The sequence below is a fragment of the Pseudomonas sp. AGC41 genome, assembly GCF_057334555.1.
The window spans coordinates 26,070-26,335 of sequence record NZ_JBHFJB010000062.1 but is presented as its reverse complement, the minus strand read 5'-3'; the positions used below and the strand labels follow the sequence as shown (position 1 = coordinate 26,335).

The 266-nt window shown below is 63.5% G+C and carries 1 protein-coding gene; it reads right to left on the bottom strand.

All coding sequences use genetic code 11. The annotated features are described in order from the left end of the window. The coding region (locus ACE04F_RS11800) for a bifunctional hydroxymethylpyrimidine kinase/phosphomethylpyrimidine kinase (protein ID WP_486106874.1) at nucleotides 1-138 on the bottom strand (138 nt) is incomplete at its 3' end. Nucleotides 139-266 lie beyond the last annotated feature (128 nt).

The window sequence follows — 266 nt, the reverse complement described above, 5'->3', positions numbered from 1 at the left end:
GGTCAACGCGGTAACGGCCGGGGCGGCATGACAACCCTGGGCGAGCAGGGCTTCGATATCTGCCTGCAAGCCGGCGCCACCACTGGGGTCGTGGCCGGAGAGACAGAGGACAACGGGGCGGGAGTTGTAGATATTCATGGTGCGCGAGCTTATCACCAAACCCCATTTATCGGTGATCGGGCTCAGAGGGTTTTACGCGAGGTTTCCTGCTGGCGACTGCTTTTGTGGCGAGGGAGCTTGCTCCCGCTGGGGCGCGAAGCGGCCCC